This window comes from Lactobacillus sp. YT155, from assembly GCF_030504545.1.
Taxonomy (GTDB): Bacteria; Bacillota; Bacilli; order Lactobacillales; family Lactobacillaceae; genus BQUT01.
Window position 1 is genome coordinate 226768 of sequence record NZ_JAUKWP010000003.1, and the last position, 18124, is coordinate 244891.

20 protein-coding genes are annotated in these 18124 nt (G+C 33.8%); 2 read left to right on the forward strand and 18 right to left on the reverse strand.

The window, feature by feature from the left end; all coding sequences use genetic code 11:
* Positions 1-11: 11 nt before the first annotated feature.
* Genes Q2T76_RS05155 through Q2T76_RS05165 form a run of 3 tightly spaced genes read right to left on the reverse strand, consistent with a single transcriptional unit; the run spans position 12 to position 3094 of the window.
* Positions 12-1349, reverse strand: a complete 1338-nt coding sequence (locus Q2T76_RS05155; RefSeq protein WP_302084460.1) for an RsmB/NOP family class I SAM-dependent RNA methyltransferase — start codon at positions 1347-1349, stop codon at positions 12-14.
* Positions 1346-2329 (reverse strand): hypothetical protein, encoded by a 984-nt coding sequence (locus Q2T76_RS05160; protein WP_302084461.1) that lies wholly within the window; start codon positions 2327-2329, stop codon positions 1346-1348. Before Q2T76_RS05160 ends, Q2T76_RS05155 begins: the two co-directional genes overlap by 4 nt.
* 9 nt (positions 2330-2338) lie before the next feature.
* Positions 2339-3094: a hypothetical protein gene (locus Q2T76_RS05165; protein ID WP_302084462.1), complete on the reverse strand. Its 756-nt coding sequence runs from the start codon at positions 3092-3094 to the stop codon at positions 2339-2341.
* Positions 3095-3184: 90 nt separating this feature from the next.
* Here Q2T76_RS05165 and lepB point away from each other — a divergent pair, with 90 nt between their 5' ends.
* Both lepB and Q2T76_RS05175 read left to right on the forward strand, forming a co-directional pair.
* Positions 3185-3832: a signal peptidase I gene (lepB, locus tag Q2T76_RS05170; RefSeq protein WP_302084463.1), complete on the forward strand. Its 648-nt coding sequence runs from the start codon at positions 3185-3187 to the stop codon at positions 3830-3832.
* 41 nt (positions 3833-3873) lie between these two features.
* The gene (locus tag Q2T76_RS05175; protein WP_302084464.1) at positions 3874-4050 is read left to right on the forward strand and encodes an LBP_cg2779 family protein; all 177 of its coding nucleotides are present in this window, start codon (positions 3874-3876) and stop codon (positions 4048-4050) included.
* A gap of 29 nt (positions 4051-4079) precedes the next feature.
* On the opposite strand, the gene Q2T76_RS05180 is transcribed toward Q2T76_RS05175, so the two are convergent.
* From Q2T76_RS05180 to Q2T76_RS05250, 15 genes are all read right to left on the reverse strand, one after another.
* Positions 4080-4265 (reverse strand): 2-hydroxymuconate tautomerase, encoded by a 186-nt coding sequence (locus Q2T76_RS05180; RefSeq protein WP_302084465.1) that lies wholly within the window; start codon positions 4263-4265, stop codon positions 4080-4082.
* 12 nt (positions 4266-4277) lie between these two features.
* Positions 4278-5510, reverse strand: coding sequence for a peptidase T (pepT, locus tag Q2T76_RS05185; protein WP_302084466.1), 1233 nt, complete (start codon positions 5508-5510; stop codon positions 4278-4280).
* A 12-nt stretch (positions 5511-5522) separates the two neighbouring features.
* Positions 5523-6302, reverse strand: a complete 780-nt coding sequence (locus tag Q2T76_RS05190) for a Nif3-like dinuclear metal center hexameric protein (protein ID WP_302084467.1) — start codon at positions 6300-6302, stop codon at positions 5523-5525.
* A complete protein-coding gene (locus Q2T76_RS05195; RefSeq protein ID WP_302084468.1) occupies positions 6299-6997 on the reverse strand; it encodes a tRNA (adenine(22)-N(1))-methyltransferase TrmK in 699 nt (232 codons plus the stop codon). The genes Q2T76_RS05190 and Q2T76_RS05195 overlap by 4 nt, the downstream gene beginning before the upstream one ends.
* Before the next feature lie 64 nt (positions 6998-7061).
* The gene (gene rpoD / locus Q2T76_RS05200) at positions 7062-8183 is read right to left on the reverse strand and encodes an RNA polymerase sigma factor RpoD (protein WP_302084469.1); all 1122 of its coding nucleotides are present in this window, start codon (positions 8181-8183) and stop codon (positions 7062-7064) included.
* Between the two features lie 12 nt (positions 8184-8195).
* A complete protein-coding gene (dnaG, locus tag Q2T76_RS05205) occupies positions 8196-10031 on the reverse strand; it encodes a DNA primase (protein WP_302084470.1) in 1836 nt (611 codons plus the stop codon).
* 19 nt (positions 10032-10050) lie between these two features.
* On the reverse strand, positions 10051-12117 hold the full coding sequence (gene glyS / locus Q2T76_RS05210; protein WP_302084471.1) for a glycine--tRNA ligase subunit beta: 2067 nt from the start codon (positions 12115-12117) through the stop codon (positions 10051-10053).
* A gap of 1 nt (position 12118) precedes the next feature.
* Complete coding sequence (gene glyQ, locus Q2T76_RS05215) at positions 12119-13024, reverse strand: glycine--tRNA ligase subunit alpha (RefSeq protein ID WP_302084472.1); 906 nt, start codon at positions 13022-13024, stop codon at positions 12119-12121.
* Positions 13025-13268: 244 nt separating this feature from the next.
* Positions 13269-14078: a hypothetical protein gene (locus tag Q2T76_RS05220; protein ID WP_302084473.1), complete on the reverse strand. Its 810-nt coding sequence runs from the start codon at positions 14076-14078 to the stop codon at positions 13269-13271.
* 133 nt (positions 14079-14211) lie between these two features.
* A complete protein-coding gene (gene recO, locus Q2T76_RS05225; protein ID WP_302084474.1) occupies positions 14212-14973 on the reverse strand; it encodes a DNA repair protein RecO in 762 nt (253 codons plus the stop codon).
* Complete coding sequence (gene era / locus Q2T76_RS05230; RefSeq protein WP_302084475.1) at positions 14973-15881, reverse strand: GTPase Era; 909 nt, start codon at positions 15879-15881, stop codon at positions 14973-14975. The genes recO and era overlap by 1 nt, the downstream gene beginning before the upstream one ends.
* Positions 15881-16279: a cytidine deaminase gene (cdd, locus tag Q2T76_RS05235; protein ID WP_367881612.1), complete on the reverse strand. Its 399-nt coding sequence runs from the start codon at positions 16277-16279 to the stop codon at positions 15881-15883. Before cdd ends, era begins: the two co-directional genes overlap by 1 nt.
* 8 nt (positions 16280-16287) lie before the next feature.
* A complete protein-coding gene (ybeY, locus tag Q2T76_RS05240; protein ID WP_302084477.1) occupies positions 16288-16749 on the reverse strand; it encodes an rRNA maturation RNase YbeY in 462 nt (153 codons plus the stop codon).
* A gap of 2 nt (positions 16750-16751) precedes the next feature.
* Positions 16752-17717, reverse strand: a complete 966-nt coding sequence (locus tag Q2T76_RS05245) for a PhoH family protein (protein ID WP_302084478.1) — start codon at positions 17715-17717, stop codon at positions 16752-16754.
* Positions 17718-17834: 117 nt separating this feature from the next.
* The coding region (locus tag Q2T76_RS05250) for an LPXTG cell wall anchor domain-containing protein (protein WP_302084479.1) at positions 17835-18124 on the reverse strand (290 nt) is incomplete at its 5' end.

Here is an 18124-nt window from a genome sequence, read left to right on the forward strand (position 1 = left end):
TTCCAACTTTTTTATTGTCTTAATCCTTTCGGATAAAAGTTTTTAATGGTTTGATTGACTAACTTACCCCAAGAAAAGAGTTTGGATTGATATGAAACTCCAATCCACGAGTTTTTAGCGTCGGTTTTGACAATTACCGTTTCACCGTGTAGATACTTCTTGTATTGCTCTTCGGTTAGCTCAATCACGGTTGTTAAGTCATTTTTTCGTATTGCCAAAATTAGCGCATGATCGGGCTCAAACCGATTCTTCTTAAAAGTTCCTAATCTAAGACCATTTCTCAAAATTTTTACTTTTTTGTCAATCTGACTTGTCGCTATAACCGTTGCTTCTAAATGATCGTTATTTCTTTTTAAATTTGAAAAACTAGTCTTCAAATTATCTCTTGAAAAATCATTGAACAGTTGAATATCATCTTTAGAAGTTACTGCAGTAGATTCTTGTGAATTTTTGAGTTCTCCAGATTTTACGAATTTACTAATAAAATGCCCTTCTCCGGCAAATTGATCAGGAAACATTCTTAGGAATTTAGTAGCACGTTGATCATTGTCACACCAATCAGGTCTGCCGCCTTCCATTCCAAAATACTTTTTTATATCTTGAATCCTCAAGTCGAAGTTATCTGCAAACCACATGGCGTTTTTTTCATCTTCTTCAGGAGCAAAAGTACAAGTTGAATAAACTATCGTTCCACCCGGTTTCAATAATTCAAAAGCAGTCTTAAGAATTTCTCTTTGGCGATTTGCGCATTGTTCGACATAATCTAACGACCAATAATCTATTGCGTCAGGATCTTTTCTAAATAATCCCTCTCCAGAACAAGGAGCATCAACGACAATTTTGTCAAAATAGCCACTAAAATCTTTGAGCAACTGATCAGGGCGATTGTTTAAAACTACTGTATTTGTAATTCCCATTCTTTCGACGTTATAAGAAAGAATCTTAGCTCGACTAGTATTTATCTCATTTGCCACTAAAAGTCCCTTATTTTGCATTTTAGAGGCTAAATACGTTGTCTTGCTTCCTGGTGCAGCACAAAGATCAAGAACTCGTTCTCCTGGTTGTGGATTCAACACCTCACCAACATACATTGCACTTGGATCTTGACTATATAAATAACCGCTTAGATGTTCGAGACTATTACCGTTAATTTTTCCAAAATAGCTAAAGTCACTGTATTCAATTTTTTGAGATAAATCATTTTTCACATCTTGAAAGTTTTCTTTCAAAGGATTTAGGCGAAAACCTTCGACAGCACTTTGATTCAGAGCTTCCTGAAATGTTTCGTATCTGTCACCAAGTAGTTCTTGATATTTGTTCTGAAAGTCAGTTGGTAAATTTAAGGTCATTGTTTAACTGTTCTCCTTTTTTTGGCAAAGAAGATATATCCTGCAAGTCCAATTGAAATAGCAATGTTAATTGCGAAAAATGCCGAGAACTGCCCCAGATTAATAATGACAATAAAGCGACGAATGAAGGCATATGAAGCCCCGAAAGAGATTAAATTATAAAGAATGTATTGAAAAACAATTCCTACTTGAAAATCTTTTCTTAAGTCTCCTTCTAGTTCTGAGTGATTAATTAAATATTTCATTGGAACAAGCAGATTGAAGTTCAAAATAGCAATAATTACCGTGACAAGTAGTAAAAGTAAGAATAAGACACTATTTTTTTCAATGAGTTTTTGTTTAACGTTATTGATTTTATTGGCTGAACTAACAGTCTTTTTGGAACTAAAAGCTGTTTTAACAGTTCTAGTTAATGCTCGTTTGTTTTGATACACGCCATCTAAAATTATTTTATAATCTTTTATTTTTTCTTTGTAAGCAGTTGTTGGAAAATTAGGAGAAATTGAGACAAAGATATGGTTGTTTATCTTGCTGTTGGCATCTGCCTCTAGGGTTCCAATAACCGGCAAATAGCTGCCATTCAATTGATAATAGGCCTGTTCTTGTGGTTTATAGATATTCTTCACGTTATTTCCAGCAATTACAAAGGGAGTTACTCCTTGAAAGTCCATTTGTGAGAAGTTTCTTCCCGAAGTAATTGGTAATTTGAGGTTTTCATTTTGACTATAGAAATAAGAGAAATTGGGATTCTTTTTACTAATAAAATGCAATCTAAAACTCAGCTCTGGGTGTTTAGCAAGCTGATTTAATCCATCAATTAGGGTGTCCTTAGACGAAGTCTTAAGAATGATTGCTTCTTCAGATACTCCATTACGATTCAAAACACTCTTATATTTAACTGTATCATGCTTAGAAAAAAATACTCCCGCACAGATTAACAAAAGTGCGATAAAAAATGTTAGTGTGATTTTTCTTTTCAAAATCTTCTCCTAGTCAATCAAATATAACTGATCCTCAATAATATCATAATTAGAATAGTTTTTATTTACTTCAGAGACACATAATGAATCAATGATATTTACTGAATTCCAAAATTTCTTACTATTGGTTGCTCCATTTTGCTCACCAATAATAAAAAACTTTGGTTTCGATTGTTTTATTTTACGATACTTTTCTAAAATTTGATAATCTATTTCATCAAAGTCTGGGCTCCACGCGAGAAAAATTACGTCAACCTTGTCATAGTACTTCTCAAATGCAGCAAGTGCATCTAGTTTTTCAATTGGTATTAACTCTTTTTTTCCAGTTTCACTTTCTTTGGACCAAGCCATTGAATCAGTTGCATAAGCCGTGATACCTTGGTCATGTAAATATTTGGAAATATAGCCATTGCCAGCCATCAGTTCTAAAGAAGTTTCAAACGAAAAATTTTGAGTTAGCGATTTTAAGAATGGTTCCGTAATAGTCGCCCAATATCCATATTTTTCCTGTAAGTATTGGCGAAAATAGCTTAAATAATAATCTAAATCTTCAATTCTTTTAAGATCAAAGTTTATTTCCGCTAAAGAAATTATCTCTGATTCAGAAAAAACCAGTTTTGTTAAGTTTTGTGTAGGAATTTTTTGCTTTTTCAACTGCTGATCGAAGTTGGTAATTAAGTTGATTCTAGAACTAACGATTGAAGATTTTGAAAAAGGTTTTGCCAGTTCTAAAAGATCAGTTAAATATTGATCAAAATTAATCATATAAATTTCCTTTATGTTTTGATAGTAATATTATACGCATAATTTCTTTAAATGTTATAATTAGAAATATTAATTTATAGGAGTCACGTCATGTCCAACGAAAAAAAAGCTCGAAAAGAAAAGAAAGAAGAAACCCCACTTCATTTTTGGGTTACCACAATTATTGGTGTATTAGTTGCACTAGTCGCCGTCTGGGGAATAAAAACCTTTTTAATTGCTAACGACCAAGTCTTAGGACCATCAATGCAACCAACTTTTGAAAACAAAGATCGAATAATTGCAACTCGTCAAAAAAGTGCCACTCGAAATGATATTGTCATTTTCAACGCTCCTGATCAAAAAAATGCCCAATACATTAAGCGAGTAATTGGATTGCCTGGTGATACTGTTCAATCAATCAATGATGTTTTGTATGTGAATGGAAAAAAAGTCGCTGAACCATATTTAAATAATAAATATAAAGACGCCCGGCATAAGCAAGGTTACACTTATACAAATAACTTTTCTCTAAAAACACTTGCCGATGGGTCCTACTACTCTTCAATTTATCGCGATGATCAAGAACTCTTAACCGAAGTTAAGAAAACTGGGAAAGTTCCCAAGGGTTACTACTTCGTAATGGGAGATCATCGAAATGTCTCTAAGGACAGTCGAATGATTGGATTCATTAAAAAAGACAGTTTGATTGGTGTTGTTAAATTAAGATACTGGCCACTTAATGCCTTAAAAACATTTTAGTTGATTACAGTATGTTAAGATAGAATAAAGGAGCTGATATTATGGATTTATCACATGAAATTATTGAATACCAAAAGAAAACAAATTCAAATGATACTCAATTAGCTTTTGAAATACATTTATCAGTTGAAAGATTGCACACATTAAAGAATAATAGCAGCCTTGCTACACCTGATGAAGAAAAAAGAATATTAGATTTCATTCGAATGCATAGATAAAAAAAGCACCCCGTTATGGGATGCTTTTTTTATTCTTCACTTTTTAATATTCCACCAACGGAATAATTATTCTTTTTCATTTCGTTGATAATGATATGGATTCGCTCTTTAGGAACATCCACGTCTTGACTAATTGCATTAGTGACATCTTGAACCATTTTCTTTAGTTGGTCGTCACTTCTACCTTCTACTAAATCAATATGAACTATTGGCATCTTTTCTCCCCTTTACTTTGCGTTAATTTCAACCATTTTTATTAAAACATCAACAGCCGATTCCATTGTTTGAAGTGATACATATTCGAAACGACCGTGCATATTTTCACCACCTGCAAAAAGATTAGGTGTTGGAATTCCTAAGAATGAAATCTTCGAACCATCCGTACCACCACGAATTGGTTCTTCCTTGATTTCAATTTCCAATTCCTTCATAGCATTTTCTGCCAAAGTAACTACATTCATGTCTTTTTGAATTACTTCAAACATGTTGTAGTATTCGTCTTTTAGGATAACTTTGATGGCATCAGGATAACGCTCATTTATCTTATCGGCTATTTCCTGAGCTAACTTTTTGCGACTTTCCAATCCTTCTCTGGTGAAGTCACGAATAATGTATTCCATTTTTGAGCTATCAACAGTTCCTTCGAAACTTAGTAGATGGAAAAATCCTTCTTTACCCGAAGTTAATTCAGGTACTTCTTTTTGTGGTAATTGATTTTGAAAATCGATCCCTAGTTGTAATGAGTTAATCATAATTCCTTTAGCAGTGCCTGGGTGGACATTTTTACCAGTTATTTCAACTTTTAATGAAGCAGCATTAAAAGTCTCAAATTCTAAACCACCTAATGCTCCGCCATCAACGGTGTACGCATACTTAGTATTGAAGTCATCAACATCGAAGTGATCAGCACCAGTCCCAATTTCTTCATCAGGTCCAAAAGCAATTTTGATATCACCATGTTTAATTTCTGGATGATTAATTAAGTTTTCCGCAAAGGTCATGATTTCTGCGACACCAGCTTTATCATCAGCACCCAATAAGGTAGTTCCATCGGTAGTTATTAAAGTATTTCCAGCATATTTTTCTAGAGTGTCAAATTCTTGAGGATCAAGGGTATATTTCCCTTCTGAGTCAAGTTTAATAACACTCTTTCCGTCATAATTTTCAATGACTTGTGGGTTAACGTTTTCTGAATTGAAATCTGCTGTATCAACATGTGAGATGAAGCCAATTGTTGGCACATCTTTATCAATGTTTGAAGGAATTTTAGCAGTTAAGTAATAGTTATTGGGATTAATCTTAACTTCTGATAAGCCAATTAATTCAATTTCTTGTTTAAGTATTTCTAAAAACTTAATTTGGCGATCAGTTGATGGAATACTGGTTGAATTCGCATCAGATCTTGTATTTGTCTTTACATATTTCAAAAATCTTGGTAATAATGTGTCATATTTTGTCATAATAATCTCCCATTAGTTAAAAGTGTATGGTTCAGTATTTGCTGTTGATTGAATTATATCAATCTTCCAATCATTTTTCTCGGACCAACTATCCAATTGCTCAGCCATTTTTTGAATAAAAATTGCTTCGATATGATGACCGGGGTCAATTGCATTGAGATTAAGTGCTTGAAAATCATGGGCAGTATGATAATAAATATCACCAGTAATGAAAGTATCAACATCACACTGCAGAATTTCCGGATAAAAAGATCCACCATCTCCACCGATTATAGCAACTTTATGAACAGGACGTTCCTGATATGGGCGAATAAATCGTAGGCCAGGAAGAGAAAACACATTTTTAACTTTTTTCGAAAATTCATCTAACGTTGTTGAGTCTACTTCACCAATCACACCAAGTGATAATTCTTGAGGATGAATAATGTTTTTTAATGCCAGAGCATTAGCTAGCCAATCATTCATCCCTCCGTTAACTCTATCTAAGTTAGTATGAGCAGCATAGACAGTGATGTTGTTTTGAATTAAATCATAATACATTTTGTTTTGTGGATCATCCACATTAAGATTCTTAATTGGCCTGAAGATAACGGGATGATGAGCAATAATTAAATCAACATTATTTTCAATGGCTTCGGCAACTACATTGGGACGGACATCCAGAGTCGTCATAACTTTCTTGACTTCTTGATGGCGATTTCCTAATTGAAATCCAGTTGGATCGTCGTCGATTCTTAAATCTAATGGTGCAAACTTTTCAATTTCATCAACTATTTCTTGAACCTTAGTCATTTGCCTAACACTCCTTCCAGAATCTGAATATCTTCGATTAACTCATTCAATTTTTCATTATTCGGATGCTTCGATTTTTTTACACTGGTATAAGTGCTTCTGAACTTATCGAGTTTATGACACCATTTTTTTAAAAAAGCATCATTTTTATTTTTTCTTAACTCAGGGCCTAATAAAAAGTCAGCTCTTTGATATTCAGGGACACTTTCGACAAGTTCACCAAAGATAATTTCGTAAATATGACCGTCTTCTTCAAGAATTTCTTCAGCAACAATTTGATAATTATGATCACTTAACCATTGACGTACTGCTGGCTCCCCAATGTTAGGTTGCAAAATTAATTTTGAAATTGTGAATTCATCTCGTTGATAGAATCTTTGTAGAATCTCAGTAATTAAAATTCCACCCATTCCCGCGATAATTGCAGTGTCAATTTTATCCTCTTTCAAAACAACATCTAAGCCATCACCAAGTCGGGCGTCAATTGTCTGATTTAAACGATGACGAGAGATATTCCCAAAAGATCTTTCAAGTGGACCCTTACTCACTTCACCAGCGATTGCAAATTCAATAATGCCACGTTCAGCTAAATAAATTGGTAGATATGCGTGATCAGAACCCACATCGACAATGCGCTCATCTTTTTTTACAAAATTAGCTATTGTTTTTAATCTTTTTGAGTGAATTTTAGTCAAACCATTACCTACTTTTTTTCTGATATAAAAATAATAACATAAAAAAAAGAGCCAATTGGCCCTTTTATTCCATAAAATCTTTTAATTGTTTTGATCTTGAAGGATGACGAAGTTTTCTTAAAGCTTTCGCTTCAATCTGACGAATTCTTTCACGAGTAACGCCAAATACCTTACCAACCTCTTCTAACGTTCTTGTACGGCCGTCATCGAGTCCGAAACGTAATCTAAGTACATTTTCCTCACGGTCAGTTAAAGTGTCTAAAACATCCTCTAATTGCTCTTTTAGAAGTTCGTATGATGCGTGGTCTTCTGGACTAGTTGCATCAATATCTTCGATAAAGTCACCTAGGTGTGAATCATTCTCTTCACCGATAGGAGTTTCAAGTGAAACTGGTTCTTGAGCAATTTTCAAGATTTCACGGACTTTGGTTGTTGGCAAATCCATCTCAGCACCAATTTCTTCAGGTGTTGGTTCACGACCAAGATCTTGAAGTAGTTGACGTTGGATTCTGATTAGTTTATTAATCGTTTCAACCATATGAACTGGAATACGAATAGTTCTGGCTTGATCAGCAATAGCACGAGTTATAGCTTGTCTAATCCACCATGTAGCATAAGTTGAGAATTTGAATCCCTTGCGGTAATCAAACTTTTCAACAGCCTTCATTAATCCCATGTTACCTTCTTGGATTAAGTCAAGGAACTGCATTCCACGTCCTACATAGCGTTTAGCAATTGAAACAACCAGACGCAAGTTGGCTTCGGCAAGTTTTTGCTTAGCTACTTCATCACCTTGTTCAATTTTAAGAGCTAAATCAACCTCTTCTTGAGCATTTAAAAGCGGCACACGACCAATTTCTTTTAAATACATTCTAACCGGATCATTAATTTTAACTCCAGTTGGTGCTGATAAGTTATTTAATTCGGTTTTATCAATTTCATTTTCTTTTAGAAGACTAAGTTTACTTGGTTCACCGTTTTCATCAACGACACCAATTCCTTCATCTTCTAAACGTTCAATTAATTCATCAATTGAGTCATCTTTAAGAGCGAATGGCTTAACAAGTTTTTCAACTAGATCATCTTCGTTAATTTCTTTTTTTGATTTGTAATCTTTGATTAGATTTTTTGTTGCTGTTTCAAGTTCCTTACTTGATTTAATAACACTCTTTTTCTTTTCAGCCATACAAAAATCCTCCTACATAGAGTCTTTGTGATTTAATAAGTTCTTCTTCAGTTCAATCAATCTATTGGTCAATTCTAAGACTTTTTCTTCATCTTTGTTAGCAGCAGCTTCATTTAGTTGCTGTTTGACCTGTTCGTAGTCATCAACTACCGAACTATTCTCGATAACCGCAATGTAATCATCCACTTCCTCATCAGTAAAGTCTTCTGGAAATTCTTTTATTTCTAACTGACTAACAATTGGTTTTAAATCTTCAGAAAGATGATCTATAAATTCAGCAATTGTTGAATCGGAATTTGCAAGTTCTGCCCATGACCCTAATATTTTATTATATTTATCATCGATAAATGCAAAATTTTTCCGATTAATCACCTTATTATACACATCTTCAGAACGTAACGATAAATATAACAAATTTTGCTGTGCAATTTCAAGTTTTGGGTTTATTTTTTTTGGTTCAGCAGTAGTCTGTCCAAAATCTTGGGTTGTCTTTGTTGAGCCAAAGTCTGCCGGAGGATTTTTAATTCTTTCTTCTCTTTTAACCGTTGCAAACTGTTTTTGAAGAGATTCCATACTGATTGATAGTTGATCAGAAAGTTTTTTTAGATATAGTTCCACTTCAACTGCTGAATTGATATTAGCAAGTTGTCTTAAAGCTTGGTCCAAAAATTCTAATTTTTCTCGATCATTGTTTAAATTAAAGCTTCGACTCAGGCGATTCAATTCAAAAGCAATCGGTGTTTGACTTCCTTGAAAGACAATTTTTTGAAATGCTTCAGAACCCTTAGCTTTAATATATTCATCAGGGTCCATCTTGTCTGGTAAAACAACAACACCTAAATCAAGTTTCTTGTCTTTAAGCAACGTAATTGAACGATGAGTTGCATCTTGTCCCGCATCATCTCCGTCGTAACAAATCAGTAATTTACCGGTAATTCGATTAATCATATAGATTTGAGCTTCGGTTAAACTTGTCCCCATTGAAGCCACACCAGTAGTTACACCAGCCTGAGCGGCACTAATAACATCCATAAATCCTTCAAACAAAACAACTTGCTTTTGTTCTCGGACATTTCTTTTTGTTAAATCATAGTTAAATAGAACTTTACTCTTATTAAATAATAAGGTTTCAGGACTGTTTAAATACTTGGCAACATCCGGATTTTTTTCTAATATTCTTCCCGAAAAGGCAATCACTCTGCCGTTCTGATCGCGGATGGGAAACATTATTCTTCCCCTAAAACGATCAAATAATTCTCCAGTATCGTTTTCAGAGAATAGTCCAGATTTTCTAAGTAAATCTTCGGAAATATTTTTTTCTTTGAAGAAGGATAGCAACAGATTATTTCCATCGGGTGCAAATCCTATTTTATAGGTTTCAATAGTGTCTTCACTCAGTTGTCGTTCTTGAAGATACTTCAGTGCAGTCTCACCAGTTGTCGTTCTTAATAGTACATGTTGATAAAAAGTTTGAGCTTGCTCATAAAGACTTTGTAATTCATTAAACTGTGTACTATTTCCTAAGTCGTTATTATTATTAGTTTTTAAATTATCAGGAATACTAATACTACTTAAGTCAGCTACCTTTAAAACAGCTTCGGGAAAAGTTAAATGATCTATTTCCATAATAAATGAAAAGACATTTCCACCTCGACCACAACTAAAGCAGTGAAAAATTTGTTTATCTTCGGCAACTGAAAAAGAAGCAGTTCTTTCTTCATGAAAAGGACAATAGCCAAATAAGTTTTTTCCAGATTTTTTAAGCTGCACGTAATTACTGACTACATCGACAATGTCAGTGTGGTCACGAACTTCTTGAATGAATTCTTCAGGAATTCTCACTGCCATAACGTCCTCCTCTAATAATTTACTTTATTACTAATTGACTTAAATCACCAAGCATTAAACTTATTTTATCAATAATATTCAAAAGTATTAAGCGATTACTTCTAACTGCCTCATTTTTATCTAAAATCATGTTGTCTTCGAAATAATGATCAATCATTGGAGATAATGATTGAAGCTCATTAAATATTTCAACAATCGACTTCTCATTTATATGAGTATCAAGTTCTTTGACTGCATCATATAAATTATTCTCACTATCATTTTCAAATAAACTAGTATCAATCTCAGCAATTGGAGCTTCAACATGGTTTTTCAATGTGATTTTATGAATTCTAGAAAGTGATTCAATCGTCTCTTTAAATCCTTTTTCTTCACGTTTGTTTTTTAACAATTCAGCAATCTCAGCAATGATTGTTGGTGTCTTCGTTGATGATAATAACGTGGTCTCAACTATGTCGTGATCCATTTGCTCATTTTTGAAATATTGACGAAGTCTTTCAATAATAAAATCAGTAACTTCTTCTTTATGCTGTGTTAATTGTGCTCCAACTTCAGAATTAGAAATAATTTCGTCTTGAAGTTGATCCAAAGAAATCTCCCAATTTCTAGCTTGCATGATTCGAACAATACCATATGCTTGACGACGAAGTCCGAAAGGATCATTAGACCCATTTGGAATAATGTCAACAGCAAAAAATGACATGATTGAATCTAATTTATCCGCAACCGCAAGAACAGCACCAACATTTGATTCTGGAAGGTCACCTTCAGCTGTGGTTGGCATGTAATGTTGTGAGATAGCCTTTGAAACAAGTTCGTTTTCACCCATTAACTGAGCATATTTCTCACCCATAATTCCTTGTAATTCAGGAAATTCATCAACCATATTGGTAACTAGATCAAACTTAGAAATTTCACTAGCTCTCTTGAGCGCTTCCATTTCTTCAGCTGATAAGTCTAAGTGTTTTGCTAATAATTCAGCTACAACTCCAGTGCTTTGCATCTTTTCATACATTGAGCCGATTTTTTGATGGAAAGAAACATTCTTTAATTTATCAATATAGAAATCAATCGAGTGTTTTTGATCCTCTTCATAAAAGAATTGTGCATCTTCCAAACGAGCGGTTAAGACTTTCTCATTACCACTAATCACATTTTCTAGGTAATCATCATTTCCGTTTCTAACACTAATAAAAACTGGTGCTAGCTTCTTATCTTGAGTTCTTGCGTAGAAATAACGTTGATTATCTTTCATTGAAGTGATTAAAACTTCATCAGGAATATCTAAATACTTCTTATCAAAATTACCAAAGAACGCCGTTGGATATTCAACCAAATTATTGACTTCTTCTAATAAGTCTTCGTCAATATCTACCAGCCAATCATTTTCAGTCGCAATGGCTTCAATTTGCTGCTTAATAACAGCTTTTCTACGATTGGCATCAGCAATAACAAAGTCACTATTCAATGCTTCAACATATGAATTAACATCTTTAATTACTACCTCATCATGGCCTAAGAATCGATGTCCTTTGGTAACATTGTTGGCTTTAATATTTAAAATTTGAGTGTCAATCACTTTATCTTCAAGCATAGCAACTAGCCAGTGAATTGGTCTGATATATTCGAATCTTTGTGAGCCCCAGTGCATTCTAGTAGGAAAAGTCATTTCTTCTAGGGGCTGATTAATATCTTGGAGAATAGTCTCACTGGTTTGACCAATTTCGTGTTTTTGAATATAAGCATATTCTTCACCCTTTAATTCTTGGAAGAAAATATCCTCAGGGTTTTGACCTTGCCCTTTAGCAAAACCAATAGCAGCCTTTGTCCAATTACCATCAGAGTCAAGTGCAATACGCTTAGCAGGTCCCTTCATTGTTTCATCAATGTCATCTTGTTTATCACTTAAATCATTAATAATAAGTGCTAGTCTTCTCGGTGTAGAGAATTTCTTGACTTCACCGAAGGTTAAGCGGTTCTCAGTCAAAAAATCAGTGACACGTTTTTCAAATTGATTGATACTTGGAGTTACAACATGAGCTGGCATTTCTTCCAGACCAAGTTCCAATAAAAATGTTTTTGTCATCTTAATTTTCAACTCCTTCTTTAGTATTTTCCTTTAAAAGTGGGAAACCTAGTTTTTCGCGTTCATCTACAAAAGCTTGAGCAACTCTATGAGCCATTTTTCTAATTCTTGATAAATAACCTGCTCTTTGAGTAACTGAAACAGCTCCTCTGGCATCTAATAAGTTGAAAGTGTGGCTACATTTCAAAATGTAATCATATGCGGGATGAACAAGGCCTATTTCCATCAAACGGTTAGCTTCTTTTTCATATTGATCAAAGAAACTCAATAACATTTCTTGGTTACTTTCTTCAAATGAATATTTGGAATGTTCATATTCTGGTTCTTTAAAAATGTCGCCATATTTAACACCATTACCCCAATCGAGGTCATAGACCGAATCAACATCTTGAATATATGATGCTAATCTTTCAACGCCATAAGTAATTTCACTAGTTACGGGATCACATTGAAGTCCTCCCACTTGTTGGAAGTAAGTAAACTGAGTAACTTCCATTCCATCAAGCCAAACTTCCCAGCCAACACCGGCACAACCCATAGAAGGATTCTCCCAGTTGTCTTCAACAAAACGAATATCATGTTCAAGTGGTTCAATTCCTAAAGCTCTTAAAGAGTCCAAATAGTATTCTTGGACTTCTTTAGGTGAAGGCTTCATAACAACTTGAAATTGGTGATGTTGATACAAACGGTTAGGATTATCACCATATCGTCCATCAGCCGGACGTCTGGAAGGTTCTACGTATGCAGCATTCCAAGGCTCTGGTCCAATAGCACGTAAAAAAGTATAAGGACTCATAGTTCCAGCACCTTTTTCTGTGTCGTAAGCTTCCATTAGCATACAACCTTTTTCACTCCAAAATTTTTGTAAGGTCAAAATCATATTTTGAACATCTAGTTTTTCAGTCATAAATACACCCTTCTCAAAAAAAATAAAAAATCCCAAGCAGAAATAATCTGCCAGGGACGATCTATCGCGGTTCCACCCTAGTTCTAATCGAATTCGATTAGCTCTTTTAGATATTTATTTATAAAATTCACCATTTACATATTCGTGACTTTCACTACCACACGATCGCTTTTAATAACGTGATAATGATACTGTTTTTAAGCTGTTGTGTCAAACAAAAAAAGACGACTACGTCGTCTTCTAACTATTTATCATCTTTTGATTGTTCGTTATCGTAATCAACAGCTTTTAATACTCTATCAATTGCTTTGTCGTTAGCTTTTTTATCCTTACCAGTTGAGTATTCACCAACACTAGAATCTTTGATTAAATCATAAATAGTATCTTTAGTAATTGTGTAATGATCACCTTTTTTGGTCATTGTCATGGTAATTGTCTTGTCTTTACCATATTGTGGGTATTTCATAGCATGATCACCATAAAGTTCGTTGTACAATTCAAAATTAATTATGTACATTCCTGACTTAACTGTTGGATCAGTTGATGAGCCAGCCATAAGAGCTAATTCTGTATCTTGAAGAATATGTGCTTTCAAGTTGGTTAAATTATTAGCACCTTGGGTGTCAGCTAATGGATCAATTGTAAATTTGATTGTTGCTGTTTTTCCTTTAGTTTTTACACTAGTAATTTTGTACTTGTCAATTTGGCGCATGTTTTCAAGTCTTAATTTCACCCATTTTTTCAAAACTGGTGATAAGTCTAAATCAACTTCATCAACTTTAGTTGATATTCCGTCATCTTTAGCTTCTTTCATTTTTTTATCGTATAAAGATGAAAGTAAATCATCTGTAAACTCACTAGCATCTTTTCCTGAAACATCCTTAAAACCAGCTGATTTTCCTTTATAGAAATAGTTCAATGTAGCTGTTGCATCTTGTTTTGCAAGATCTTTTTCACTTGTTGTTTTACCAGTTTTTGATCCACATGCTACCAAAATAACTGATAATACCATTACGGCAATAACCGAAATTATGCTCTTCTTTCTCATTTTCATATCCATCCTCTATATTTTATATAAATACATATAAATAATATCAAAGTCGAGATACAAATAAAAGACAAAAAGAAATAAACAGAGGTAATAATAAGCGTAATAAACAAAATAAAGATTGCTGCATCAGCAATCTTCATAGCATTTCATTCAATTGATTAATAAATTTTTTACTTTTTAGACTTATTCCAATATTATCATCATAAATTAAATCAATAATATGCTGGATTTGGTTTTTAGTCGTTTGTTTAACATCAATTTTTTTAATATTTTCAAGTTTTATTCCTGAGAAAAGTCGTAAATAATAAATTACTCTTTGACCGGCATGTACCCGATTGGGATCCTTTGAATAATGGTGACTACAAATAATTCCACCAAGAACGATTGAGAAATCAAACTCTCCTTCTGTTTCACCGCCAACTACACAATTTTTAAAATTCGGATTCACACCAAAAACTTTCAAAAGATTAATTTGCACAATATTGCTGATGATTTGTGGATCTCGTCCATCATCTATAAGTAATAATGCTTTTATTAAAAAATCAAACCACTCGTCACTCACTGACTCGCTTTGTTCAAAGGCACGAGAAAATAAGTCAACAATAAATGCAGCATAGGCATTTTTGGTGATATCTAAAGAAATATTATTAAACTCTGAAACATAGTTAGCGCTTGTGACATAAGAGAAGCCATCATCATTAATTGATCCAAGATATTCGCCATATGTATATGGCATCAGAGAACCAGTAATCTTCGAATTTGCTTTTCCAAATCCACGTACATAAAAAGTTTTCAGAGAAAACTCTTTGGTTATCATATAAACCAAAGCATCATTTTCTTTATATCTACTGACTTTGATAATGAGGCCAGTGAATGTTTGATTTTTTAAAAGTGTCATTAATTAAAATCCTTAACCGAATATCCCGCCGAATTTAAGAAATTAGGATCATCACGCCAATTCTTTTTAACTTTGACCCACAGTTTCAAATTGATTTTTTCATTCAATAAGTCTTCAATTTGCCGACGAGCACCAATTCCAATATGCTTTAACATACTTCCTTTTTGACCAATTACAATTCCTTTTTGACTGTCACGTTCCAAGTAAATAGTTGCTTCAACTTGTAACTTGTTGTTAACACGCTGATTCATTCTTTCAACCACTACCGCAACAGAATGCGGAATTTCATCATGTGTAGAATGAAGTATGTTTTCACGAATAAGTTCGGCAACAATGAAGTACTCTGGATGGTCGGTAACTTGGTCCTTAGGATAATACATTGGGCCAACTTCAAGCTGTTGACCGATTTTTTCTAGCAATTCATCTACATTATTACCCATCGTAGCTGAAATTGGAAAAACTTGATCAAAGTTTAAAATCATTGAGTATTCTTCAATTTGTGACATTATTTCATCTGGATGTATTAAATCAATCTTGTTTAAAATCAAAAAAGTAGGTTTTTTAACTTCTTTAAGTTGTTCCAAAATAAATTTATCACCAGGTCCTAATTTCTGACCTGCTTCAGTCATGAACAAAATCAAATCTACTTCTTTGAACGTAGAAATTGCCGCCTGATCCATGTAGTCATCAAGCTTATTCTTAGGCTTATGAATTCCGGGCGTATCCAAAAAGACAATTTGCTTATCGTCGTCAGTAAAAACACCAGAAATTTTGTTTCTAGTTGTTTGGGCTTTGTCAGATGTAATAGCAATTCTTTGTTGCAAAACTCGATTCATAAAGGTTGATTTTCCGACATTTGGGCGTCCAACAATGGCCACAAATCCGGAGTGAAATTCTTTGTTTTCCATTACAAGTCCTCTTTAGAAAATGAATAAGGCAAGATTTGTTCCATCGTATATCTTTCAATTTCACCTTTAGTGTTAGTTAGATAAACAGGAGCATCTTTCTTAATAAACTCTGTCATTACTTGTCTGCAGGCTCCACAAGGCTTGCAACCACCGACAGTGTCACCAATCACTAGAATACTGGTAAACTCTGTATATCCCTCAGAAACAGCCTTGAACATTGCTGTACGTTCAGCACAGTTGGTTAATCCATATGATGAATTTTCGACGTTACAGCCATTGAAGATTTTTCCATCTTTGGTTTTAACTGCTGCACCAACATGAAATTTTGAATAAGGTACATATGCTTGATCAAAAGCCTTTTTTGCTTCATCATACATTAATTTTTCTTCTTCAGTCATTGCCATTTTTATTTCTCCAGTCCAAATTTTGTCAGTATTTTTTCTTGTAAACCAATCATTGTTTCTTCATCGTCTTTTTCAATATGATCATAACCATTTAAATGCAAAATTCCATGAACAATTGTATATCCTAGTTCGCGATCTAAGGAATGACCATATTCTTTTGCGTGGTCAGCAACGACTTCAAGACAAATGAACAAATCACCAACGTCTTCTTCAATAATGTCATCGAATTGTTCAAAGACTGTTTCATCACCATCTTCAATCGCAAAACTAATTACGTCTGTTGGACGATCGGTGTCACGATATTTTTTATTAATTGAATGAATTTCAGCAATATCTACAAAATGAATGGATAACTCAATTTCTTTTGTTAGATTAAGTTCATCAATTGTGAATTGAACTATTTTTTTCACCCAATCAGCACGCTCTTGATCAATTTGATCGTTGGTATAAAGATTTAATTCCATAATTACTCCCGATTATTTTTTTCATAAGCATCAATAATTTCCGCAACAACTGGATGACGAACAACATCCGCCGAAGTGAAGTTAACAAAATCAATATGCGGTAAATCTTGTAAAATGTTTTGGGCTTGAACTAATCCACTCTTAGCATTATGAGGTAAATCAATTTGTGAAATATCACCGTTGACAATCATTTTTGACCCAAAACCTAGACGAGTTAAAAACATTTTCATTTGTTCAGGTGTGGTGTTTTGCGCCTCATCTAAAATAACAAAGGCTTCATCTAAGGTTCTTCCACGCATATATGCTAGTGGTGCAATTTCAATTACTTCACGTTCCATTAAACGGCTCACATGATCAGCTCCCATAATGGCATATAATGCATCATAAATTGGCCTCAAGTAAGGATCAACTTTTTCTTTTAAGTCCCCTGGCAAGAAACCTAAGTTCTCTCCTGCTTCAACCGCTGGCCTAGTCAAAATTAACCTTTGAACCAGTCCTTTTTTCAAAGCAGCGACTGCCATAACCACTGCAAGATAAGTTTTTCCAGTTCCCGCTGGTCCAATTCCAAAAGTAATGTCATTTTTCTTAATGGACTTCACATATTGACGTTGTCCAAAACTCTTAACTCGGACTGATTTTCCTTTTGCATCACGAATTAATTCTTCTTTATATAAATCTTCAAAATAATCCAGAGTTTCTTGTTGTGACATTTGAATGGCACTAACAATGTCTGCTTGACCAATTTTAATGCCTTTTTTAGTTATACTAATAAGCTTTTTAATTATGGAAATAGTTTGATCAACATCTTCATTTGTACCGCTAATTGTTAGCTTGTTACCAAAGGCACTGATGTTAACGTTTAATCCTTCTTCCAAAAGCGTTAAATTACTGTCGTTTACTCCAAACAAACTCACTTCAACTTGCTGATCGGATAAATGAAAATCTTTTTTTGTCGAATCTTCTGTCAAAAGACGCCTCCAAAATTTTATTTATTAAAATTTTACCACACTATTGACTTATTCTAGTTACTAAACTGATTGTTTCAGCAAATAAAAAAGCCTTTAATTAAATAAAGGCTTTTTTGATTAGTTTACTTTTTTCTTGTTCTTGTAGATTGTATAACCAACTACACTTGATAATAAGATTACTCCACTAGCTAATAGTGCCATGTTCAAGGCATTGTTTTCACCAGTCTTTGGTAATACTTTCTTAACGATTGTATTCACAATTGTCTTAGTAACTGGTTTTGTTGGCTTGGTTGGTTCTGTTGGATCTACTGGTGGTGTAGGAACTTTTGTATAAACGAATTTCACGTTTTGTGGATCGTTTGTAAAGGTTCCTGTCACTGTATCTGATACTTCAGCGAAAGTTGTCT

Bases quoted from the DNA above. Each gene is read 5' to 3' on its own strand.
- Q2T76_RS05220 (WP_302084473.1), bottom strand. From the start codon at position 14,078: ATGAAAATGAGAAAGAAGAGCATAATTTCGGTTATTGCCGTAATGGTA.
- rpoD (WP_302084469.1), bottom strand. From the start codon at position 8,183: ATGGCTGAAAAGAAAAAGAGTGTTATTAAATCAAGTAAGGAACTTGAA.
- Q2T76_RS05190 (WP_302084467.1), bottom strand. From the start codon at position 6,302: ATGACTAAGGTTCAAGAAATAGTTGATGAAATTGAAAAGTTTGCACCA.
- Q2T76_RS05165 (WP_302084462.1), bottom strand. From the start codon at position 3,094: ATGATTAATTTTGATCAATATTTAACTGATCTTTTAGAACTGGCAAAA.
- recO (WP_302084474.1), bottom strand. From the start codon at position 14,973: ATGACACTTTTAAAAAATCAAACATTCACTGGCCTCATTATCAAAGTC.
- era (WP_302084475.1), bottom strand. From the start codon at position 15,881: ATGGAAAACAAAGAATTTCACTCCGGATTTGTGGCCATTGTTGGACGC.
- glyQ (WP_302084472.1), bottom strand. From the start codon at position 13,024: ATGACTGAAAAACTAGATGTTCAAAATATGATTTTGACCTTACAAAAA.
- pepT (WP_302084466.1), bottom strand. From the start codon at position 5,510: ATGACAAAATATGACACATTATTACCAAGATTTTTGAAATATGTAAAG.
- Q2T76_RS05180 (WP_302084465.1), bottom strand. From the start codon at position 4,265: ATGCCAATAGTTCATATTGATTTAGTAGAAGGTAGAAGTGACGACCAA.
- dnaG (WP_302084470.1), bottom strand. From the start codon at position 10,031: ATGGCAGTGAGAATTCCTGAAGAATTCATTCAAGAAGTTCGTGACCAC.
- lepB (WP_302084463.1), top strand. From the start codon at position 3,185: ATGTCCAACGAAAAAAAAGCTCGAAAAGAAAAGAAAGAAGAAACCCCA.
- glyS (WP_302084471.1), bottom strand. From the start codon at position 12,117: ATGACAAAAACATTTTTATTGGAACTTGGTCTGGAAGAAATGCCAGCT.
- cdd (WP_367881612.1), bottom strand. From the start codon at position 16,279: ATGACTGAAGAAGAAAAATTAATGTATGATGAAGCAAAAAAGGCTTTT.
- ybeY (WP_302084477.1), bottom strand. From the start codon at position 16,749: ATGGAATTAAATCTTTATACCAACGATCAAATTGATCAAGAGCGTGCT.
- Q2T76_RS05155 (WP_302084460.1), bottom strand. From the start codon at position 1,349: ATGACCTTAAATTTACCAACTGACTTTCAGAACAAATATCAAGAACTA.
- Q2T76_RS05175 (WP_302084464.1), top strand. From the start codon at position 3,874: ATGGATTTATCACATGAAATTATTGAATACCAAAAGAAAACAAATTCA.